Origin of the sequence: Streptosporangium sp. NPDC004379 (assembly GCF_042873875.1) — a bacterium.
Classification (GTDB): Bacteria; Actinomycetota; Actinomycetes; order Streptosporangiales; family Streptosporangiaceae; genus Streptosporangium.
Map to the genome: position 1 here is coordinate 1 of NZ_JBIAMC010000014.1, position 17,546 is coordinate 17,546.

Below are 17,546 nucleotides of genomic sequence, written 5' to 3' on the forward strand. Positions count from 1 at the left end.
GACGGCATGTCGATCGAGATGCGCGACACCGACGAGGACGTCTTCCGCGCCGCGGAGGAGCTCGGCATCGACCTGTCCCGGCGCGAGCCGAGCAGCGTCGAGGAGGTCTGACGACCACGGAGGACCCGGTCGTGCCGTAGGGCGTCCGGCCGCCGGTGGGGCGGGCACGCGCGATGTGCCCGCCCGGCTCGCGGAAGGCTCCAGGACCCCCGGCCGACGGGTTCCGCCGCGGCGGGGACCGGCCGCGCGGAACTCACGGTTCCCCGGGACGACCGGTCCCCGCCGGGGCGGGACGGCCGCGCGGCAGCAGCAGCGCGGCCAGCGCGCCGATCCCGCACAGGGCGGCGGTGATGAGGAAGATCTCGCCGTACTCGGTGTGCAGGGCCGCCTTGACCTGGGCCTCGTAGGCGGCGAGCCGCCGCGCGTAGACGGCGGGGTCCACACCGAACGGCAGCGGCGTGTCCAGGTCCGCGGTGAGCGACTGGAACCGGTGGAACCCCCAGGCCGACAGCGCCGCGATCCCCAGCAGCATGCCCATCATCCGGGCCACGACCACCGCGGCCGACGCCACGCCGTGCCGGGCGGCGGGTACGGCCCGCAGGACCGCCGAGGAGACGGGGGCGATCACCGCGCCGAGGCCGAGCCCGGCCACGACGAGGTCGGCGTCCACCCGGAGACCGGCGGAGGCCAGGTCGAGCGGCCACCCGCCGATGCGGAGGTAACCGGCCGCGGCCACCGCCAGCCCGGCGACCGCCACGGCGCGCTCGCCGTACCGGCGGACCAGGGGGCCGCCCAGCAGGGCGGCCACGCAGAGCGCGACCAGGAAGCGCGACAGCACCAGCGCGCCGTCCAGCGCGTCCAGCCCGAGGAGGGTCTGCGCGGTGAGCTGCGCGTCCACGAGGGTGACCATGAGCGCCGCGCCGGTCAGCGCGCTCACCCCGAGCGTGGCGAAGAACGGCGTGCGCGCCACCCCCGCCAGGTCGAACAGGCGGACCCTGGCCCGTCGCTCCCAGACGGCGAACCCGGCGGCGGACGCCGCCCCGGCCGCGATCGTGACCGGCCCCCACGGCGGCAGGACCGACCGTCCCGGGTCGGGGTTGTACAGGCCCGCCACGAGCAGGCCCAGCGCGAGGGCCAGCAGCAGCCCGCCGGCGAGATCGACCCGGGCGGCCGGGGGCGCGGCGCGGTCGCGGGGCGGCACGGCCCGCCGTACGGCCAGCGCGGCCACGGCGGCCAGTGGGACGTTGATCCAGAAGATCGACCGCCAGCCGCCGAGCGGGACGGCGCCCAGCCGCAGGGACACCGGGACCGCGGCGGCGAGGGCCGCGCCGTACAGGGGGCCGAGCACGCTGCCGAGCTCCTGGGCCGCGCCGAGCGCGCCGAGGGCGAGCGGCCGGTCGCGGTCGTCCCACAGGTCGGCGACCAGGGCCATGGTGACGGGCAGCAGCGCGCCGCCCGCGACGCCCTGCAACGCCCGCCCGGCCACCAGCCAGGGGACGGTCTCGCCCAGCGCGGTGACGACCGAGCCGGCCGCGAAGCCCGCCAGGCACAGGTGGATCAGCGGGCGCCTGCCGTACCGGTCGGACAGGCCGCCGAGCAGCGGCATGGCCGCGACGTAGCCGAGCAGGAAGCCGGTGACGATCGGGGTGGCGCGTTCCAGGTGGTTGAGCGGCACCCCGGCGTCGCCCGCGACGTCCACCAGGATGGTCACCACGACGTAGGCGTCCAGGGCCGCCAGCAGCACGGCGGCGCCGCCGACGCCGAGGGCGGTGCGGCGCCGGACGGTCCGGGACGCGGTGGAGGGGGCGTCGGGGGGAGCGGGGGCGGTCACCGGGTCACCCGGCCGGCGCGGTGATCCGCACCGGCGCGCCGTAGTCGTGGAAGGCGACGGTCACCTTCCCGCCGTCCATCGGCAGGTCGGCCTTGAGCAGGCGGCCGGTGGCGCGGTCGATCCAGAGCGTGCCGTTCACGTCCTGGCCGAGGCCGGGGACCATCGTGACGAGGATCCGATGGGGGAGCGTGGCCGAGACCCGGTAGGCGTCGGAGCCGTCCACCTTCTCCGCGGCCTCCGTCCGGGGGTTCACCGCGCCGGACATGAGCTGGACGACCCCCCGGTCCGGGTCGAGGATGGCGGACGGGTCGTAGATCGTGGCGAGCTGGCCGCGTGACATCTTCTGGAAGCCGCCGGTGACGCCCTTGAAGTGGACGGTCTCGCCGAGGAGGACGAACTGGATCTCCTGGAGGGTGCCCATCAGATCGAGCTGGATGGTGCCGTCGGCGTCGCCGGTGCCGCTGAGGCGGCCGGTCGCCTTCTTGACCGGGACGGCGGGGCTGCCCTCGGTCTCCAGGGAGAAGGCCACGGACGTGACCGCCCGCATCGCCTCCGCCGACTTCCGCACCAGCTCCGGCCCGCCGGGCAGGCTCGGCCCGCCTCCGCCGCTGCACGCGGCGGTCAGGGACAGTACGGCGAGCACCGCGGCGAGCACCGCGGCGAGGGGGATCCGGCGACCAGGCATGGCCGGATAGTAACGACCGCGGGGACGCCGGACGATGCCGGAGCGGTATCGGTTTCGCCTCCTCCGGCTCCCGCGCGGACGTCCTCCGGGACGGGAGCGCTCCCAGCGGGACATGGCCGGAGGAGCCGGAGGGGGGACCGTTCCCGGAGGGCCCGGAGCCCGTCAGCTCCCGCTCGCCGTCCGCAGGCTCTTGAGGTGCTCGACCACCGGGGCGTACGCGGACTCCAGCGCGTGCAGCTGGTCGTCGGTGAGCAGGTCGATGAAGTGCCGCCGCACGCTGGCCACGTGGTGCGGGGCGACCTTCTGGATGGTGGCCCAGCCGTTCCCGGTCAGCACGGCGAAGGTGCCGCGCCGGTCGTCGGGGCAGTTCTCCCGCGTGACCAGCCCGGCCGCCTCCATCCGGGAGATCTGGTGGGAGAGGCGGCTGCGTGACTGGATCGTCGCGCTCGCCAGGTCGCTCATGCGCATCCGGTGCTCGGGGCTCTCCGACAGGTTGACCAGGATCTGGTAGTCGTTGATGGACAGCCCGAAGGATTGCAGCTCGCGATCGAGACGGTGTTCCAGCAGCCGGTAGGCGTCGAGGTACGCGCGCCAGGTGCGCTGCTCCATGGAGCTGAGCCAGCGGGTCTCCTCGTCGGTCACCGGCCGTTCACCTTCTTCCCCCGTCACGTGGGACGGCTCCGGCGAGGTGCCTGTCGCGTCCGCCGTACCGGTTCGACTCCCCGTTCATGGATCAGAACTTACCGGAAAACGGCGGAACGCCCTTTCCCCGGACCGGGAACGCGCCACACCGGCGCGGCGGGCGTCCTCCACGCGGTCCTGCGCGGTCCTGTGCGGCCCCGGGCGATCATGTGCGGTCCCGCGCGGTCCCGTCCCCGGGCGGTTCCGTCCCCCGAGCGACCGGCGGGGCGGCCGGCGCTCGGACGGGCGGCTCTCAGACGCCGGTGCCCCAGACGCCGGTGACTCAGACGCTGGTGACGACCTCGTCGTAGGGGAGGCGGGGAAGGCGGCCGAACCAGGCGTTCTCTCCGGGCCTGCCGATGTTGACCACCGCCATGACGGTGTGGGCGTCGTCGAGGAACTCCTTGTCGATGCCGTCGGCGTCGTAACCGGCCATCGGCCCGGCGGCCAGGCCGGCGGCGCGGACTCCCAGGATGAAGTAGCCGACCTGCAGGGCCGCGTTGAACGTGGCGGTGCGGGCGCGGACCGCCTCGTCGGCCGCGAACCGCTCCCTGGCGCCCGCGGCGTGCGGGAAGACCTTCGGCAGCTCCTCGTGGAAGTCCAGGTCGGCGGCGAGGATGGCGACCAGCGGGGCGGCGGCGGTCTTCGCCTGGTTCCCGGGCGCCATCAGGGGCACCAGGCGCTCCCGGGCCTCGGCGGAGCGCACCAGGACGATGCGGAGCGGCTGGCCGTTCATGGCGGTCGGGGCGTACTTCACCAGGTCGTAGATCGCCCGCATCTGCTCGTCGGTGACCGGCTCGTCGCTGAAGGCGTTCGCCGTACGGGCGTCGCGGAAGAGGAGGGCCTGCGCTTCGGGGGCGAGGACGAGTGACATATGTACTCCTAAGCGGCTGATGTCCTTTTCTCTCCGCAACATAGGTGAAGATTCAACTATTCCCGGTGTCTCGTTCCCCGGCTCGGAGGGAGGTTTCATCCTCCGGAGGGGAGGAACGAGACACCGGCGTACAGCGGCCGGACAGCGGAGATCCCAGTGAACGACCCCGAAGCGGACAGGAACGGCCCGGAGAAGCCCGACCCGGAGAAGTCCGGATCGGAGAGCCTCGGCACCGTCATCGTGGCCGGTCTGGCCAACCTCGCGATCGCCATCGCCAAGCTGGTCGCCGGCCTGATGAGCTCCTCGGCGGCGATGATGTCCGAGGCCGCGCACTCCGCCGCCGACACCGTCACCGAGGTGCTGCTGTTCGTCGCGGTCCGCCGGTCCGACAGCCCCCCCGACGCCAGGCACCCGTTCGGGCACGGCATGGCGGGATTCTTCTGGGCGCTGATGGCGGCCTTCGCCACCCTCATCGGCGGCGCGGGCTTCTCGATCACCCACGGCGTGCAGGAGATCATCCACGGCGAGGAGCTCGCCGACCTGAGGGTCTCCTACGCCGTCCTCGTGATCTCGTTCGTGATCGAGTCGGTCTCCTTCTTCAAGGCGCTGTCGCAGGTGCGCTCGGAGGCCGCCCGGGTGAGGGTGAGCCCGCAGCGCTACGTCGCCCGGACCTCCGACACCGCGGTCAAGGCCGTGCTCTTCGAGGACGCCGCCGCGCTGGCGGGCCTGGTGATCGCCGCCTGCGGCCTGCTGGCCTACGAGATGACCGGTGACCCCGTGTGGGACGGCGTCGCCTCGGTCGCCATCGGCCTGTTGCTGCTGGGCGTCGCCGCCCACCTCATCCGTGCCAACGTCTCCCTGCTGATGGGCCAGGCCGCGCCCGAGCGGCTCAGGAAGGAGGTCGAGCGGGAGATGCTCGCCCAGCCCGAGGTCGAGGACGTGGTGGAGCTGCTGACCATGATGCTCGGCCCGTCCGAGGTGATGGTCGCCGCGCGCGTCGACTTCTCCGACGAGAGCACGGGGGCCGCCCTGGAGCGGGCCGCCGACCGGGTGGAGGAGCGGCTCCGCGAGCGTTTCCCGTCGATCTCGCACGTCTTCCTCGACCCCACCCCGGGCAGGTCGTCCCACGACCACCGCCGGGCGGCGGACCAGGACTCCTGAACGGCGGGGGCGGCGGATCGCGGAGCCCCGACGGCGGGGCGGCGGTGCCGGGGTGACGGTAGCGGGCCGGATCGGCGCAGGCCGGGCCCCGGGGCCGGGGCGGGAGGTCCCAGGTGGCCTACTCGTCCTCTCCCGAATCGTCCGCGGAGTCGTCTCCCCAGGCGTTCCCGGAGGGGCCGGGGGACGGCGCCACGGTCCTGCCCTGGGGGTCGGTGACCAGCTCGTCGGCCGTGCCCATGACCGTCGTGTCGTCGACCTTCCAGTTCCCGCCCGTCCTGACCAGGTCGAGCCGCAGGTAGGTGCCCAGGAGCCGCCGGGTGCCCGCGGTGCTGGTGACCGTGGAGTCCACCACCGTGATCGCCCTCGCCCGGTCCGGGGCGACCCCGGAGACGTAGACGTCCCGCACCGATGCGGCCGAGCGCGCCCGCATCGAGATGATCGCCTCCTTGAGTCTCCCGAAGGCCTCGTCGTAGGCCCTCTCGAACCGCTCGCTGGAGGAGGCGCGGACCCGGTCGCGGCAGACCCGCAGGTCCGCGTAGTCGTAGGTCTGCAGCGCCACGGCGAACTCGCGCGCCCGCCCCGCGACCGCCGCGCGTTCGGACTCCTCCTGCCGGAGCCGGTCGGCGGTCCTCCACTGGATCGCGGCCGTCAGGGTGGTCGCGAGCATCCCCGCCACGGCCGCCGCCGCGACGACGCCGGCCCGGCGGGTGACCGTCCGGCCCGGAGCCTCCGGAGCCCCCGGAGTCCCCGGGCCCCTGCCCGCCTGGGCCGCGGCCGCATGACGGGTGGCCGGGTGGACGGAGGGCGTCCCGGCGGGCCGGGCCGCCGGGCTCGGCTGGGTGGGGGGTCCCCCGTCGCCGGAGTCCCCGCCGCCCGTGGCCCCGGCGCCGTAGGGGGTTCCCTCGGGAGCCCCGCGGTGGTCCGGGGCCGCCTCCCGGGGAGCCCCCTCGTCCGGCTGCCGAGGCGCCCGGCTCAACTGCTGCTCCTGATCACGGCGGCCCCGCTCCCGATCGCGGCGGTGCGGCGACCGGCGGGCGGCCGGGCTCGCCGTATCGCCTCCGGGCCCCGTACGGCGGCCCTTCACGGCGAGTCTTCCCTGACGGAGTGTGTCCGGAACGTCGCCTAACGTCCCTTTTGGTATGTATTGCTCAGTCGGGTCGGGCGGCCATGACCCTCCGCCCGGCCGCCGGGACGTCCCTGACCGGACACCCCCGCCCGGTGCGGCCGGGCGGGGGAGCGGTACGCGGTCAGGCGGAGAGCGCGGCCATCCAGCCTTCGATCTCGTCGGGGTGGCGGGGCAGCCCCGCCGACATCAGCCGGGCGCCGTCGGCGGTGATGACGAGGTCGTCCTCGATCCGCACGCCGATGCCCCGCAGCTCCGGCGGCAGCGTCAGGTCGTCCGGCTGCAGGTAGAGGCCGGGCTCGACGGTGAGCACCTGCCCCTCCTCCAGCACGCCGTCCAGGTAGACCTCCGCGCGCGCCCTGGCGCAGTCGTGGACGTCCATGCCGAGCATGTGGCCGCTGCTGCACAGCGTGTAGCGGCGGTACAGGCCGCTGCCGGGCTCCATGGCCTCGTCCGCGCTGATCTTCAGCACGCCCCAGTCGCGCAGCCCCTCGGCGATGACCCGCATGGCGGTCCGGTGGAAGTCGCGGAACCGCGCCCCGGGCCGCAGCGCCTCGATCGCCGCGCTCTGGGCCTCGTAGACCAGCTCGTAGACCTGCCGCTGGACCGGGCTGAACCGCCCGGAGATCGGCAGGGTCCGGGTGACGTCGGCGGTGTAGAGGCCGTCGGTCTCCACGCCCGCGTCGAGCAGCAGCAGGTCGTCGGGGTTCAGCCGCCCGTCGTTGCGGATCCAGTGCAGCACGCACGCGTGGGCGCCGGAGGCGACGATGCTCTCGTAGCCGACCGCGTTGCCCTCCAGGCGGGCCCGCAGGCCGAAGATCCCCTCCAGGTAGCGCTCGCCACGCCGGTGGTCCAGCGCCGCAGGCAGCGCCCGCACGACGTCCTCGAAGCCGCGCACGGTCGCGTCCACCGAGAACTGCAGCTCGGCGACCTCCCACTCGTCCTTGATCAGCCGCATCTCCGACAGGAACGTCTCCAGCTCGGCGTCCCCGTCGTGCGGGGCCACCCGGGCGTCCACCGAGGCGTCCACCCCGCGCAGCACCCGCGCCGGGCCGGCGAGAGCGTCGCCCAGACGGTCGATCGGCGCGCAGTCGAGGAGGTAGAGCGCCTCGGCCTCGGCGAGGTCGGGGCGGCGGCCCACCCAGAACTCCCCGTAGCGGCGGTCGCGGTAGAACTCCTGCCCGGCCGTCCCGGAGGCCGAGCGCGGCGACCGGGGGCGCAGGAACAGCGTCGCCTCCCCGGACGGGTCGACCACCAGGACGTCGTCGGGCTCCTGGTCACCGGTGAGGTGGGTGAACGCGCTGTGCGGGCGGAAGCGGTAGTCGCTGTCGTTGCTGCGGACCTTGAGCGTGCCGGACGGGATGACGAGGCGCTCGCCGGGGAACCGCGCGGCGAGCGCGGCGCGTCGCTTGGCCGTGTACGCGGCCACCGGCAGCGCCGCCACGTCGTCGCGGCGGCTGTCGGCCCAGCCGGTCCTCATGAACTCGGCGAGGGCGTCGGATACCGGCAGGTCGTGGCTGCCGGTGTTCAGCTTGTCGGTCATCGGATCCCCGGGGGCGAAGGCTTGTGATATTTCACACACTACAGTCGGGAGGAAGGGTCCGCATCCCCGGCGCGGAGACACGGCCGACGTCGGCCACGGGGATCCGGCGGCCGTGCCGCACGGCCGCGCCGCCGCGACGGGGAGGCTCGGCGGGAGCTCGCCAGGACGGGCGCGAACAGGGTGTACGGGCTGGGCGCGGGCGGAGGCTCAGCCGGGGATCCCGCCGGGACGGGGCACGGGCGGAGGCTTAGCGGGGAAGCCCGCCGGGCAGGAAACAGGAACCCCCACCCAGCCGAACACCCAGGTGGTCTCGATGCTCATCGGTGCGCTCCTCGCCAAAAAGGGAAATCAGGTGGTCACCGTCCGTCCCCGTTCGACGGTGACCGAACTGCTGGCCGTACTGGCCGACAACAACATCGGAGCCGCGGTGGTCTCCGAGGACGGTTCCTCGATCAGCGGCATCGTCTCCGAGCGCGACGTGGTCCGCGGCCTCGACGACCGCGGCGCCGCCGTGCTGGACGCCCCCGTGTCGGCCATCATGACCACCGAGGTCCGCACCTGCGGCCCCGGCGTCAAGGTGGAGGACCTGCGCCAGACCATGACCACGCACCGCATCCGGCACGTGCCGGTGGTGGCGGACGGCCGGCTCGCCGGGATCGTCAGCATCGGCGACGTGGTCAAGAGCGCCATCGAGGCGCTGGAGACGGAGAAGGCGCACCTGGTGGACTACCTCCACCGCTGAACGGATCCACCCGGCTTCCGCTCCCCGTCCCACCAGGCCCGCCGCGTCGCCGGGCGGGCCCCGCGCGGCACCCGGCGGCGTCCTGAGGGGCGTCGGCGGGGACGTCCGAGGGACGCCGATGGGGCCCGGCGCCGGGTGCCGGGCCCCACGGACCGCCGTCGCGCGCCGTTACCGGACGGTTATCCTGTCGACCTCGATGGTGAGGCCCTTCACCTCGGGCGTCGAGGTGCCGGTGGTCACCGTTCCCGTGCCCGTCGCGACCCCCTTGACCTTCATCGTGTAGGTGAGGGTGCCGCCCGGGGCGCCGGGCGTGCTGGTCACCCGGAGGTCCCGCGTCGGCGGGCCGCCGATCTGCGACCCGGCCGTGCCCTCGGAGTTCTCGGCGCCCACGGTCAGGCCGTAGCCCGCCGGGGTGTCACCGGGCAGCCGGTCCGGGTCGTAGGCGTAGGTGATGTCCTCGGTGCCGTTCAGCCCGATCCACTGCTGGAACACCTTGGTGTCGGTGGTGCCGTAGAGGTTGACCCGCCATTCGACGACGAGCCAGTCGTCGACGCCGTCGGTGAGGGTCGCGACGTAGACGCCGGGCGCGCCGGTGCCGTCCAGGTCGGTCCAGTAGGGGGCGAGCACGTTGTTGGGAGCCGCCGGGTCGGGCAGGGACTGCGGGACGGGGTCGATGTCGCCGGAGCCCGAGGTGCCTCCCGCGACCGTGTAGCCGTCGGAGACGACACCGATCCGGGTGTAGGTCCGTCCCGCGTACGTGAACGCCGGGACGGTGAAATTGAGCGCCTGCTCGTCGCCGATCGGCGTCGGCGCGATGCCGAAGGCGTCCAGCGGCAGGTACGGCGCGGGCCCGGTGCCGGGCGATACGACGGGCCTGTCCGGCTGCCTGCCCGCCAGGGTCGTCTTCGCCGTGGCGATCTGGGAGCCGGCCTTCGTGGCTCCCGTGACGCCGTTGAGACGCAGCTTAGCGTCCAGCGTGCTGACCGCCGTGACCTCGGTGTCGTTGAGCGTGTCGTTGCGCACGCTCACCGTGCAGGTGGATTCGCCGGTGTCGCGGGCGATGGTGTCCGGCGTGCAGGTCTGGTCGACCGGGACGGCGCCCTCCCTGCGGAAGAACGCCACCGGCAGGTGCAGGTCGCGGCTCCCGCCGACCTGCTTGAGGTCCACCTGGCCGAAGTACTGGCCGTCGGGCAGGTCGGGGGCGGTGACCACCACGGTGATCTTCGCGCTCTTGCCCGGCTTGACGATGAGCAGCGGCGGCAGCACCGCGATGTCCGCCCCGCTGACGGTCCTGCCGGTCGCGGTGTAGGTGAGCGTCCTGTCGGTGACGTTGGTGACGGTCCGCTTGGCGGTGATGAGACCCGGCATGGTCGGGGCGTTCACCGACGGCAGGTTGAGGTCGATGCGGTTCCGCTCGTCGGTGGCCGAGGCGGCGAAGTTCTCCGCGGTCTCGTCCAGGGTCAGGCCGGGGTCGCCGGCCCTGGTCAGGTCGATGCGGCCGCCGCCGAGGTCGAACGGGTCGGCGGGGGTGACGCGGTCCTGTTTGGTGACCGACGTCCTGGCCGTGGTCTCCAGCGCGGACTTGACCTGGCCGGGGGTCCAGCCGGGGTGCAGCGCGAACACCAGGGCCGCGGCGCCCGCGACGTGCGGCGACGACATCGAGGTGCCCGCGATGGCCTGGTACAGCTGGCCCGCCGGGCCGCCGGCCGGGTCCTCCGGCGTCGGCGTCTGCCCCGCCAGGATGTGCAGGCCGGGCGCGGTGACGTCCGGCTTGAGGAAGTCCCCGCCCGGTCCGCGGGAGGAGAACGTGGTCATGACGTCGCCCTGCCAGGTGGTCTTGGCGCCCTGCGGGAACGCCGCGGTCGCGCCGGGGTTGGCCGACAGGAAGGCCAGCAGGGCGTCGGTCTCCGGCTTGTCGATGTGGACCGTGGGCAGCCAGTGGTTGTCGGTCATCACGTCGAGCGGGGTGGTGTTGTAGAGGATCATCCCCGCCGCGCCGCCCTGGCGCACGTTGAAGCCCTTCAGGACCCGGCCGGGGCCGCGCTCACAGGCGACGATCTTGCCGGTGAACAGTCCCGGGGGAGCGGGGGCCGTGCACAGGGGGTTGGAGTACGGCGGAGCCGAGGCGAGCACGACCGGCAGCGGGGAGTTCACCCCCGCCGTGATGGAGGCGCCCCTGAGCTTCGCCGTCGCGCCGCCCGTGCCGGTCAGCGTGACGGTGGACTGGAACGTCCTGGACTGCGTGGAGGCCGCCACCGTGGTCACCCACGGGCCGCGGTGGTCGGTGGTCCCCGCGCCGGGGCCGGAGTTGCCCGCCGAGGCCGACACGAACACGCCCGCGGCGTAGGCGTCGAGGAAGGCCAGTTCCACCGGGTCGGTGTAGGGGGAGCCGCCTCCGGAGATCGAGAAGTTGATCACCCGGACGCCGTCCAGGATCGCCCGGCCCACGGCCTGCGCGGAGTCGGAGGGGAAGCAGCCCTGCACCCCGCACACCTTGTAGACCGACACGTGCGCCGCCGGGGCGATCCCGTGGATCGGGCCGCGGCTGATGCCGAGCGGGGCGGCGTCGGCCGCCGGGCCGCCGGCCGAGGTGGTCGCGGTGTGGGTGCCGTGGCCGTTGGAGTCGCGCGCGCTGTCGGGGTAGACCTCGCCGCCGATCACCGCGTTGTAGGTCTCCAGGAACGGCGCGCCGCCGATGAGCTTGTTGTTGCAGGTGAAGGGGTCGGCGGCCAGGGTCAGCGGATTGTCCCCGAAGTCGCAGACGCGCGGGGTCCCGTCCTTGGTGGGAGGCGGGGCGGGCAGGTCGCCGGGGTCGGCGAACTGGGGGTGCTCCGGCCAGGCGCCGGAGTCGAGGACGCCGACGACGACGCCCTTGCCGGAGGAGGAGCTGCCGCCCAGTCTGCTGTAGATCGCCGGGGCGCCGATGAAGTCGGAACTGGAGTCGGTCAGCGGTTTCTCCGGTTTGTCGTTCTGGACCGCGGCGACCCCGGGCAGCCTCAGCACCTCGGCCGCCTTGTCGGCGGGGATCCGCAGTGCGATGCCGCCGTAGACCGTCCGCAGCCTCTGCCCGGCCCGGGCGCCCGGCACCTTCCTGGACAGCTCGGCGAGGAAGGCGTTCTCCACCCGCTCGATGTGCTTCTCGTACTTCCTGGCGGTCGCGCTCCTGACGTCGAGTGCCCTGCCGGTCTTCGAGGGACTCGTGGCGGGAAGCCCTTCGAGGTCTCCCTGGTAGGCGGCGTAGGAGTCGTAGTCGAGCTTGACCATCACGTTGACGGGGGCGCTCGACGCCGACCTCAGCAGCGTCGTGTCGCTCCGGGCGAGCCTGCCGGTCGCCGACTTGGCGCCCTGGACCGGCTCGCCGCCGGTCAGCGGGGTCGCCGTCCATTTCTTCGGAGCCGGCGTGGGAGCGGGATCCGCGTTCGCCGGCGGCGTCATCGCCGCGACGAGCCCGAGGCCGGCGGCGAGCACCGCCGCCCGCCTGATCCCGGGCAGCTGCGGGGTACTGGGCAAGGAGACCTCCCTGTGGGGGGACGCATGAGCGCGTCACCCCGCGTGGAGGCCCCAGGTCACCCGGCCGTGCCCGGCCGCGGGCATGGCGTCAGGAGGTCTCGGCCCTCCCCGTTGGGTGACGAGCGATCGACCGTCCGTGAGGGCGGCCGACATGACTGGGAGACTAATCAGCGGCCATTTGCTTGGCTAGGGACGGAAATTGCCACAATAAGCGTCCTGCTTGGGCAAGTCTGATCGCATGATCACCGGCGCCCCCGCGGGGCCTCCTCGCGGAGACCGGTGTCCGCCGTACCGGTGCCGGGGCCGGCCGCCGCATCGGCGGCGCGGTCGTCCGCCTGGCGGGTGCGAGCGCGATGCCAGCCCAGCGCGGCCGGCACGCCGGCGACCGTTCCCGCGATCCCCGCGACGGCCAGGGCGCCCGTCATCCCCATCCGCTCGGCGAGCAGGCCGCCCGCGAGCATGCCCAGCCCCTGTGCGGCCACCAGCGCCGACGACGCGATTCCCAGCACCTGGCCGCGCCGTTCGGTGGGAGTGATCCGGACGAACTCCGCGTTGGCGGTGACCTGGTACGCCCCCAGCAGTCCGATCAGCGACCACAGCGCCAGGGAGGTGGCGACGCCGGGGAGGAACGCCGACGCCAGCAACGGCAGGCTCGCGGCGCACGCGAGCGGCCCGAGCCACCGCAGCCGGGCCGGGGTCGGCACGAACCGGGTGAGCAGGAACACTCCAAGCACGTTTCCCACCGGGATGGAGGCCATGAGCAGCCCCACCACCGCGGTGCCCTGCCCGAGCCCGGCGGCGTAGGGGCTGGCCAGGGCCTCGGGGACGACCTGGAATCCGGCGAGCATGGCGAGTGCCAGCAGGCTCCGCAGACGACGGTCACCGACGAGCAGGCGAAGCCCGGCCGCGGGGCCGTCCCGCCCCGCCCGTCCGCCGGAGTCGCGGGTCCCGGTGGCGGGCCGGAAGCGCACCCCCCGGAAGGCGATCAACGCGGCCGACACGAAGGTCGCGGCGTTGATGAGGAGCGATCCGGTCGTTCCCGCCGCCGCCACCAGGACGCCCCCGGCCGCGAAGCCGGCCAGCGTCACGATCTGCGAGGTCAGATGCTGGATCGCGATGCCGGCCTGGTAGGCGTCCTTGGGAAGGATGTCGGGGGTCATCGCCATCTGGGCGGACACGGCCGGCGATTCGAGCAGCTGCGAGGCGAAGAGGAGCGCGCACAGGACCGGGAGCGGGATCGACGGCACGGCGACCAGCGCGATCAGCACGGCCCGCGCCAGCCCGCACACGACGATCAGCCGCCGGCGCGGGTACCGGTCGGCCAGCCCGCCCAGCAGCGGGCCGCCGATGAGCGCGGGGAGAAGGGTGAGGGCGTAGACGAGGGCGGTCACGGCGGCCGAGCCGGTGCGCTCGAAGGCGAGCACCGCCAGGGCCACCCGTCCCAGCTGGTTGCCGGCTCTCATGATCGCCACGGCTGTCCACAGCGCCCGGAACTCGGGCACGCCGAAGGCCCTCCGGAAGCCGCCGGCGTCGGCGATGGCACTCAACTCTTCGTTCTCCTGCCTGGGGTTCACGGGCCGCCGTACGGGAGCCGTACGGGAGCCGTACGGGAGCCGTACGGGAGCCGTACGGGAGCCGTACGGGGCCCGTGTGAGAGGGGGAAGGCGTACGGAAGGCGGCGTCCGCGCCGGACGCCGCCTTCCGCCGGGTCGCGTCACGGATCCGGCGGGTCGCCCGCCCGTCCGTCCCGCGGCCCGGACGGGTTCATCGGATCAGGTCCGGACGAAGTCGCGCATGCCCGCCTCCCGCGGGTGTTCGCAGGTGTCGTGTGTCCGGGTTCCTGTCAGTGCCACTCGAAGTCGCGCGTGGTCACCTCCCACGGGCTCCGCAGGTGTCGCGTGGCTCCCATGTTCCGGTCAGTACCAGTCGAAGTCGCGCATGGTCACCTCCCGGTGGGTTCCGTCGGTGTCGGGCGGGTTCCGTCAGCCCCCGTCCCAGCCGCGCGTGATCACCTCCCGTCGTCGCGAACCGGCCGGTGATGCCTCGCCGGTGGTGAGCGGCCACCGGGTCATCGTGCCGAGGCCCTCCGGCGCCCCCGTGCGTGGCGAAACGGAGGGCTTCGACGGGTTCTTTATGGCAGAAAGGGTTGATACGTGAGCTATGCGCGAACTACACGTTCTCCTGCCGCTCCAGCTCAGCGCGTATCCGCCGGGCGTCGGCCCTCGCCCGTGCCGACGCCTCGGGCTCTCCCCGCCGATCGTGGATCTCCGCCAGCAGTTCCATGGCCTCGGCCCGCAGTGAAGGGGGCGCGGGCCGCGAGAAGAGCGGCAGGACGTGTTCGAGCGTCTCCGCCGCCTCGGCGGTGTGCCCGGTGCCCAACCAGGCACGGGCGCTCGCCACGCCGACCCTGCAGATCATCGGCGTGATCCCGCAGCGGGCGGCCTGCTCGGTCGCGAGATCGAACTGGACGCGTGCCTCCTCGTGGTCGCCGAGCTCGGTGGCCACCTCCGCCAGGCCCAGCCGGGCCCAGCTCGCCCCCGCGATGTCCCCCGCCGGCTCCACCGCCCGGACGACCGACAGGTAGGCCGTCCGCGCCTCCTCAAGCCGTCCCAGCTGCCGGTACGCCTCACCGAGCCAGTACAGCGTGGTCATCCGCGGCCAGTCCCCCCGCCCCCGCGCCGCCACGGCGTAGGCCTCCTCCAGGTACGGCAGAGCCTCGTCGAGGCGGCCCCGGGTCAGGTGTATCTGGCCGATGCAGCGCAGCGCCAGCGCCTCTCCGGCATGGTCCTCCTCCACCCTGAAGACCTCACTCAGTTCCTGGTAGCGCTGGAGGGCGGCGGCGTGCTCCCCCCGGACACGGTGCAGGTACCCGAGGTTCCGCCCCGCGTCGGCCGTTCCGTGCCGGTCCCCGAGCTCACGGAAGATCGCCTCGGCCTCCCGGAGCAGCGCCTCGCCCTCGACCAGGGCGCCGAGCATCACGCGCATGTCGCCGACGGCCGTGGTGACCACCGCCTCGGCGCGTCTGTCACCCGCCTCCCGGGCGGCCTCCAGCGAGATGGAGAGCAGGGCCTCGTACTCGCCGGTGTAGGTCTGGGCGTCGTAGAGCCAGCTCGTCATCAGGGCGATGCGCCAGCACTCGTCGAACAGCCGGTACGCCGACGTCTGCCGGATGAGGCCGGAGAGGGTGGACCGCTCCGCGTCCAGCCAGGTCACCCCGTGGGCGGCGGCGAGGGCCAGACTCCGGGCATCGACCTCGACGGCCAGTTCCTCGCCGCACCGGGTCCAGTAGTCGCGGCCCCGGTTGGCGGCTCTGGCCTCGGTGGTCAGCCGGAGCAGATACCGGGCGGCCGACGCGACCACGGCCGCCGCGCCGGCGTCGTCCTCCTCCTCGGCCATCCGCTCCCGGCAGTAGACGCGCACCAGATCGTGCATGCCGTACCGGATCTGCCCGGTGCGGTCGACGCCCTCGACCCGCAGCAGATGGACATCCGTCAGGCTCTCCAGCGTCTCCTCGGCCTCGGCCGGGCTCTCCCCGCAGGCGGCCGCGGCCAGCCAGGCGGTGGCCTGGTGGACGTCGAGGAGGGCCAGCCGTCGCAGCAGCCGTCGCTGCGGCACGCTCAGCCCCCGATAGCTCAGGTCGAGCCCGGACCGGACGGCGAGCCCGGAGTAGGAGAGCTCGTCCAGGCGGCGCCGTTCGTCGGCGAGGCGCTCGACCATCTCCCCGATGCCGCGGTGCGGCCGTGCGGCCAGACGCGCCCCCGCGATGCGCAGCGCGAGAGGCAGGCCCTCGCAGAGGCGCGCCAGCTCACGGGTCTGCGCGCTCTCCGCCGCGACGCGTTCCGCCCCCGCCAGCCTGCCCAGCAGGACGACCGCCTCGTCGCCGCCGAAGGGTCGCAGGTCGAGCAGCGTACGGGCCCCGAGACCGGTGAGCCTCCTGCGGCCCGTCACCAGCACCGCGCAGGTGCCGGTTCCGGGGATCAGCGGCTGCACGTGGTTCTCGTCCGTCGCGTTGTCGAGGACCACGAGCACGCGCCGTTCGGCGAGCAGGGTCCGGTAGAGAGCCGCGCGCTCGTCGCGGCTGTCCGGGATCGCCCCGGTCTCGACGCCCAGCGCGCGCAGGAAACCCGCGAGCACCTCCTCCGGTTCCATCGGGTAGGTGTCGGCGCCGCGGAGGTCGACGAAGAGCTGGCCGTCCGGGTAGTGCTCGCGGACCCGGTGCGCGACGTGGACGGCGAGGGTCGTCTTCCCCACGCCGGGCGGACCGGTGATCACGCAGATCCCCGGTGCCGTCTCCTGCGGTCCGGTCATGCCCCGGACGGCGGTGGCGATCTCCTCGTCCCGCCCGGTGAAGTCGACGGTGTCCGCGGGCAGCTGGGCGGGGACGCCGACCGGCGGCGCCCCGCCCGAGCCCGCCGTGACGGCCGTCGCCGGGAGGTCGAGAGAGGGATCGCCGCGCAGGATGGCCTCCTCCAGCTCGACCATCGCGTGACCGGGGTCCAGCCCGTGCTCCTCGACGAGCCTGCCGCGCAGGTCACGTGAGAGGTCGAGAGCCTCGATCCGGCGTCCGCTCCGGTAGAGGGCCAGCATGAGGCGGGTGCACAGCCTCTCCCGCAGCGGGTGGCTGTGGGCCAGCTCCCGGAACTCGCTGATCACCACGTCGTGCCGCCCCAGGGCCAGCTCCGCGTCGATCAGGTTCTCGACGCAGGCGAGCCGCTTCTCCTCCAGGTGCAACCGGGCGGGTTCCACGTAGGCTCCGGAGGCGTCGCTCAGCGCGGGGCCGCTCCAAACCCCGAGGGCGCGGCGCAGCAGCCGGGCGACCTGCGCGGGGTCCCGCTCCGTCCGGGCCCGCCTCTCACAGTTCTCGAACACGGCGAGGTCCAGGTCCTCCGTGCCCGCGCGCAGCAGGTAGCCGCCCCGGACCGACGCCACCTCCTCGATGCCGAGCCCTCGCAGCTCGCCGCGGATCGCGTGGATCCCCGAGTAGATCTGGGCGCGGGCCGACGACGGCGGCGCACCGCCCCAGAGGGCCTCGACCATCGCCTCCAGCGTGACGACCAGGTCGGCGTTGAGCAGCAGGAACCCGAGGAGCCCTCGGCGCTGGGACCGGCCGAGCGTGCTGACCCGTTCGCCGTTTCCTGCTCTGACCGGCCCCAGAACGGTGAATCTCATCAGTTCCCCCGCCACCGAATCGCTGAGACCAACAGGGAGCGGTCTCGTGAAGTCCGCTGTTTGCGATCATTCCAGGCGAGGCCCGATGTGGGGCCATTATGTCCCCGCGGGGGTACATCGGGGCGGAATCCGTGGCGCCCGCCGGACGGGGCTGCAGGCCGTACGGCGGGGCGAGCCGTACGGCGGGGCGGGCGGCGTGGCCCGGCCGGCGCCGATCGGCACCGGGC

Annotated in this window: 11 protein-coding genes; 2 read left to right on the top strand and 9 right to left on the bottom strand. The window is 73.7% G+C overall.

What is annotated here, in order from left to right; all coding sequences use genetic code 11:
• Positions 1 to 253 precede the first annotated feature (253 nt).
• The 4 genes from ACFYSC_RS26925 to ACFYSC_RS26940 all read right to left on the bottom strand — a co-directional run bounded on the left by ACFYSC_RS26925 (position 254) and on the right by ACFYSC_RS26940 (position 4,071).
• Positions 254 to 1,831, bottom strand: a complete 1,578-nt coding sequence (locus tag ACFYSC_RS26925; RefSeq protein WP_389967158.1) for an MFS transporter — start codon at positions 1,829 to 1,831, stop codon at positions 254 to 256.
• Between the two features lie 4 nt (positions 1,832 to 1,835).
• Entirely contained in the window at positions 1,836 to 2,516 is a 681-nt protein-coding gene (locus tag ACFYSC_RS26930) for an LppX_LprAFG lipoprotein (protein ID WP_389967161.1), read from the bottom strand.
• Positions 2,517 to 2,678: 162 nt separating this feature from the next.
• On the bottom strand, positions 2,679 to 3,158 hold the full coding sequence (locus ACFYSC_RS26935) for a MarR family transcriptional regulator (protein WP_362943659.1): 480 nt from the start codon (positions 3,156 to 3,158) through the stop codon (positions 2,679 to 2,681).
• Between the two features lie 322 nt (positions 3,159 to 3,480).
• Positions 3,481 to 4,071 carry a malonic semialdehyde reductase gene (locus ACFYSC_RS26940; RefSeq protein WP_389967164.1) on the bottom strand — a complete coding sequence of 197 codons (591 nt, stop codon included), beginning with the start codon at positions 4,069 to 4,071 and terminating at the stop codon, positions 3,481 to 3,483.
• A gap of 156 nt (positions 4,072 to 4,227) precedes the next feature.
• Between ACFYSC_RS26940 and ACFYSC_RS26945 the strand changes: the two genes are divergently transcribed.
• Positions 4,228 to 5,232: a cation diffusion facilitator family transporter gene (locus ACFYSC_RS26945; RefSeq protein ID WP_389967167.1), complete on the top strand. Its 1,005-nt coding sequence runs from the start codon at positions 4,228 to 4,230 to the stop codon at positions 5,230 to 5,232.
• A 118-nt stretch (positions 5,233 to 5,350) separates the two neighbouring features.
• Here the strand turns inward: ACFYSC_RS26945 and ACFYSC_RS26950 are convergent, their stop codons facing one another.
• On the bottom strand, positions 5,351 to 6,208 hold the full coding sequence (locus ACFYSC_RS26950; protein WP_389967170.1) for a hypothetical protein: 858 nt from the start codon (positions 6,206 to 6,208) through the stop codon (positions 5,351 to 5,353).
• A 271-nt stretch (positions 6,209 to 6,479) separates the two neighbouring features.
• Entirely contained in the window at positions 6,480 to 7,898 is a 1,419-nt protein-coding gene (locus ACFYSC_RS26955; protein ID WP_389967173.1) for an aminopeptidase P family protein, read from the bottom strand.
• A gap of 313 nt (positions 7,899 to 8,211) precedes the next feature.
• Between ACFYSC_RS26955 and ACFYSC_RS26960 the strand changes: the two genes are divergently transcribed.
• Positions 8,212 to 8,640, top strand: a complete 429-nt coding sequence (locus ACFYSC_RS26960; protein ID WP_389967176.1) for a CBS domain-containing protein — start codon at positions 8,212 to 8,214, stop codon at positions 8,638 to 8,640.
• A 168-nt stretch (positions 8,641 to 8,808) separates the two neighbouring features.
• Here the strand turns inward: ACFYSC_RS26960 and ACFYSC_RS26965 are convergent, their stop codons facing one another.
• The 3 genes from ACFYSC_RS26965 to ACFYSC_RS26975 all read right to left on the bottom strand — a co-directional run bounded on the left by ACFYSC_RS26965 (position 8,809) and on the right by ACFYSC_RS26975 (position 17,319).
• Positions 8,809 to 12,150 (bottom strand): S8 family serine peptidase, encoded by a 3,342-nt coding sequence (locus tag ACFYSC_RS26965; protein WP_389967179.1) that lies wholly within the window; start codon positions 12,148 to 12,150, stop codon positions 8,809 to 8,811.
• A 242-nt stretch (positions 12,151 to 12,392) separates the two neighbouring features.
• Positions 12,393 to 13,697, bottom strand: a complete 1,305-nt coding sequence (locus ACFYSC_RS26970; RefSeq protein WP_389967182.1) for an MFS transporter — start codon at positions 13,695 to 13,697, stop codon at positions 12,393 to 12,395.
• A 622-nt stretch (positions 13,698 to 14,319) separates the two neighbouring features.
• Entirely contained in the window at positions 14,320 to 17,319 is a 3,000-nt protein-coding gene (locus ACFYSC_RS26975; RefSeq protein WP_389967185.1) for a BTAD domain-containing putative transcriptional regulator, read from the bottom strand.
• Between the last annotated feature and the right edge of the window lie 227 nt (positions 17,320 to 17,546).